Here is a 4669-nt window from a genome sequence, read left to right as displayed (position 1 = left end):
ATTGCACTGGGCGAGTTCGAACGTGCGGAAACTTCCCTGCGCGAATGCCTGCGACAGGAACCGCGTCATATCGACGCGCAAAATCATCTTGCTCGGCTGGTATGGATGCGCACGGGCGACAGCGCACAGACCACTGCGGTGCTCGATCAAGCCCTGCAGGCATTTCAGGGCGACGAAGCACTGCTCGCCGCGAAGGCCGCCATTTTGCAGGGTGCGGGTGACGCACGCGGTGCTTACGCGTGTCTTGCAGACTCGGTAGCGCGCGCACAAGCCACACCGGCTCTGCTGGTACGCGCCGGGCTTGCTGCGCTGGAATTCGATCCGGCGACCGCACTCGCGTTGGCAGAGCGTGCGCTGCAACGATCGCCCACCGCGACCGCACCGCGAAACCTGCTGGCCGCCGCCTTGTTAGGGACCGGCGATGCACGCAGGGCGCTCAGCTATTGCGAAGCGCTGCTGTCCGGCTCACCCGATGATCAATACTTGGTCGCTCTGCAAACCACCGCGTGGCGACTACTCGGTGACCCGCGCTACGACGCGTATTGCGATTACGACCAACTGGTTCGCCCGTATCTGCTGCAAGCGCCGTCGCCATGGCCGGATCTACCCAGTTTCCTCAGCGACCTGACGCAAAGCCTCGAACGTCTGCACAATCCACGCGGTCACCCGCTGCTGTTCCAATCGCTGCGCCATGGCACGGAAACCACGGGCGATCTTACACGCGAAGCAGACCCGGTCATCCAGGCTTTGTTCAAAGCCCTCGATGCACCGATCCGCAACTACATGGCGTTCATCGGCAACGGCACCGATGCTCTGCGCCGTCGTAATCGCGGAGCGTATCGATTCAACGGCGGTTGGTCGGTGCGCTTGCGCAGTGCGGGCTACCACGCCAGTCACGTGCACCCGCGCGGCTGGATTTCCTCCGCGTTCTACGTCGACTTGCCCGATGGCATGGCGCAAGCATCCACACAGGATGGGTGCCTCGCATTCGGCGAACCGAGCATCGCAACCGAGCCACCCTTGCACGCCCAACGCGTGGTGCGTCCCGAGCCAGGCAAGCTGGTGCTGTTCCCCTCGTATTTCTGGCACGGGACCGTGCCCTTCCATAGCGAGAAGACCCGGCTGACGGTGGCCTTCGACGTGGTGCCGGAACCGTAGGCATGAAGGCGCTGTGTCTCATGCTTGCATGCTTGACGCTGGTCGCCAGCCCGATGTGCATCGCGAGCGATCCAAGCTTTCTGCTCACCGCCACATCGAAGGATTTCGATTCGTATTTTCCGGGTCAACTGGCGAACGGTTACTTTTCCACCATGACGGACGTGCGTGGCACCGCAGGCAACCTTGCCTACATGGTTGCTTTCATGGATTACGCAAAAGGCGATGTCTCACGCCCTGCCGCCATGCCGGGATGGAGCGAGATCGACTACAGCACCGGTCCGTCGCATGCAGGGCAGTTCTGGCTCAATCAGGTCGACATCGACGCGTCACGATTCCAGAACTATCAGCAGACGCTGGACATGTATAACGGCGTGCTCACCACACGCTACCACTACGTCGATGGCGAGAAGTCCACTGATATTCACGTGACGACATTCGTCAGTCAGGCGTCACCGCATCTCGCGGTCAATCAATTGACGATCACGCCCGATTTCGACGGTACGGTGGATCTGTCTTTCGCGTTGAATCTTTGGGCGCCGCACGAGCCCCGCTTTCCGCTTGCGGAATTGACAGGGGATCAAATGCAGGAAGCGGTGGCGGCAAACAATCTGAAACTGCAGCCGATGCCGCCCGCGACGCCTGACCGAGCGCCGCTTTGGTATCACGGCGACACGCACGTACTGAACGCCGAGGGCGATACGCGTGCGTTGACGCTATGGCTGGACGGCAAAGCCGAGCAAGGCGCCACAATGGCTGAAGCCGTTGCGGTAGCGTTGCCGCAAGGTGTTCGCGCACATGAGATCAAGCTTTATAAGGACGGCTACCGTTTGGCCCTCGATGTCCAGATGGATGTGCGCAAGGGCAACACGTATACCTTCACTAAATACGTAGCCGCATCGCGTGACAACTGGGGCGGCGATGCCAGGCAGGATTTGGCATTGGCGAGGAGCGCTCGAACAGATGGATTCGATCGCCTGCTAACGGATCACCAAAATGCATGGCATGCGTTGTGGCAGTCGGATATCACCATCGATGGCGATCCGAAAGCGCAACAAATCGTTCATTCCGATCTTTACTACCTCATTTCCAATTCGACGCCCGACACTGCATGGCCGATTGGCGCATGCGGGCTGACGCCCGGTTACACCGGACATATTTTTTGGGATAGCGATTCGTGGGTGTTCCCGGCGCTGCTCCTGCTGCATCCCGAACGCGCAAAATCGCTGGTGATGTTTCGCGCCAATTCGCTGCAGCAGGCGGAAGAACGCGCAAGCGAACGCGGATGGCGTGGCGCGATGTACCCGTGGGAGGCCGATCCGGACAATGGAAGTTCGCAGACCCCGCATTTCGCCTGGATACTCGACGAACGCGAGATTCACGTAAACGCCGATATCGCCATTGCGCAGTGGCAGTACTACCTCGCCACACACGACCGCGACTGGCTTGTTCATCATGGCTGGCCCGTCATCCGCGCGGTGGCCGACTTCTGGGCGAGTCGTGCGACCTATGTACCTGCAAAGCAGCGCTACGAGATTCAGCACGTCACCTCGGTCGATGAGGACTACAACGACGTCCCGAACGATACCTTCACCAACGCATCCGCCCGCAAAGCACTCGACATTGCAATGCAAGCTGCCGCGGTCGTCGGAGATAAACCGGATTCACGTTGGGCTACCGTAGCGAAGGGGCTTTACATTCCTTATGACAGCGCGGAAGGTCATCACCTGGATTTTGATCCATCCGTTGCGCACGATATCGATTCGTGGGGTGGCAGTTCCCTGCCGATGCTTTCCTATCCGTCGCTGGATGTCCCGATGAATGCCGACGTGCGTCGCCGCGACTATGCATATGCGATCGCTCCTATCGAACGGTCGCATCGCGATCCGAACAGCATGGGGCTTGCGCCGATGTCCATCGCCGCAGCGACGGCGGGCGATGCGCATGGCGCAACCGAGTGGTTCGAACACAACGTCACCGCGCATGTACTGAAAGCGCCTTTTAATGTGCGCACAGAAACCGCAACGAACAACACCGGTTATTTCGCGACGGCGAGCGGCGGCCTTATTCAGAACATCGTCTACGGCTTTACCGGACTGCGCATTGAAGAACAGGGTCTTCAGCAGGTTTACCCACCCATGCTTCCATCGCAGTGGTCATCCTTCACGCTCAAGCACATCCGCTTTCGTAACCAGCTCTACGACATCACCGTCAAACGCGATGCGCAAGGCAATGCATCACTGACGCGTACTGTGCTTTGAAGAACCGCAAGACAGGATCGACGTGCGACACACGGATATGTCGACCACACCAGATGAGGGATTCCCATGAAAACGACCCGACGCTTCACATCCATTGAGAGTCGCACAACCCATGCAACATCCTTTCGATCACGCGCGGCGGCGCTATTGGTCAGCATCATGCTGACATCCACTGCATCGGCCGCTCAGCCCGATCCTGCAAAAACGCGCGCCTACATCGATCAGGCGTGGACAACGCTGACGCGCTCGATGAGCGATTGCGCGTCATTGGTCGACACTAAAGTGGCGACACGACCGGTACTGTACGTTCCCGCGCAATTTCCGATACCCGCAGACGTAACCGATGTGCAGAAACGCTGTAACGTCGACATACAGACGCTGCCATCCGTCATCCATCGACTTGGCGACGTCGATGCGACGAAGCTTCCCGCACAGGGACTGCTTTATCTGCCGCACCCTTATATCGTGCCGGGCGGCTTCTTCAACGAGATGTACGGGTGGGATAGTTATTTCATCTTGTTGGGACTGATCGCCGATCACCGCACCGATCTGGCGCGTGACATGACCGACAACGCACTGTTCGAAGTGCAGTACTACGGCGGCGTACTCAATGCCAACCGCACCTATTACCTGAGTCGTTCGCAGCCGCCGTTTCTCAGTGCGATGATGGCTGCCGTTATGCACGATCCGGCAAGTTTCCATGGCGACGCGGAGAAACGCGCATGGCTGGAACACGCTTATCCATTGGCCGTGCGCAACTACGAAATATGGACGCGTCCGGAACATCAGGCGGGTAACACAGGTCTTGCACGCTACTACGATCTTGGCAGCGGCCCGGTGCTCGAGGCGCAGGACAGCTCTTTCTACAAGGGTGTGATCAAATGGCTGATTGCGCACCCATCCCAAAATCCCGGCTATCTGTTGAAAGGCTCCGAACAACCTGACGACGCCGAAGCAGCACATTTGAAGGATGAAAGTTGCGATGTGCGCGCATCGAAGGTTTGCTTGGGTAACTGGGTAGACGGCTATCGCCTCACTACCGACTACTACCGTGGCGACCGCGCCATGCGCGAATCGGGTTTCGATACCAATTCCCACTATGGTCCATTCGGTGGTTCCACCCATCACTATGCCGATGTCAGCCTCAACAGCCTTTTGTATCGCTACGAACTTGATCTGCGTGACTTCGCACAACAGCTCGGCAAAACCGACGATGTGAAACGTTGGACTCGGGCCGCCGCTGCACGCAAGGA

3 protein-coding genes are annotated in these 4669 nt (G+C 58.8%); all 3 read left to right on the top strand.

Annotated features, from left to right (window positions below; genetic code table 11):
- The coding region (locus tag VK725_RS06120; protein WP_325317172.1) for a putative 2OG-Fe(II) oxygenase at positions 1–1158 on the top strand (1158 nt) is incomplete at its 5' end.
- A gap of 20 nt (positions 1159–1178) precedes the next feature.
- Complete coding sequence (locus tag VK725_RS06115; RefSeq protein ID WP_325317171.1) at positions 1179–3416, top strand: glycoside hydrolase family 65 protein; 2238 nt, start codon at positions 1179–1181, stop codon at positions 3414–3416.
- Positions 3417–3575: 159 nt separating this feature from the next.
- Positions 3576–4669, top strand: a 1094-nt coding sequence (locus VK725_RS06110) for a trehalase family glycosidase (protein WP_325317170.1), incomplete at its 3' end; no start/stop codon positions are given.

It is taken from the genome of Dyella sp. (assembly GCF_035486915.1).
Classification (GTDB): Bacteria; Pseudomonadota; Gammaproteobacteria; order Xanthomonadales; family Rhodanobacteraceae; genus Dyella_B.
This window is presented reverse-complemented; position numbering and strand designations above follow the sequence as displayed.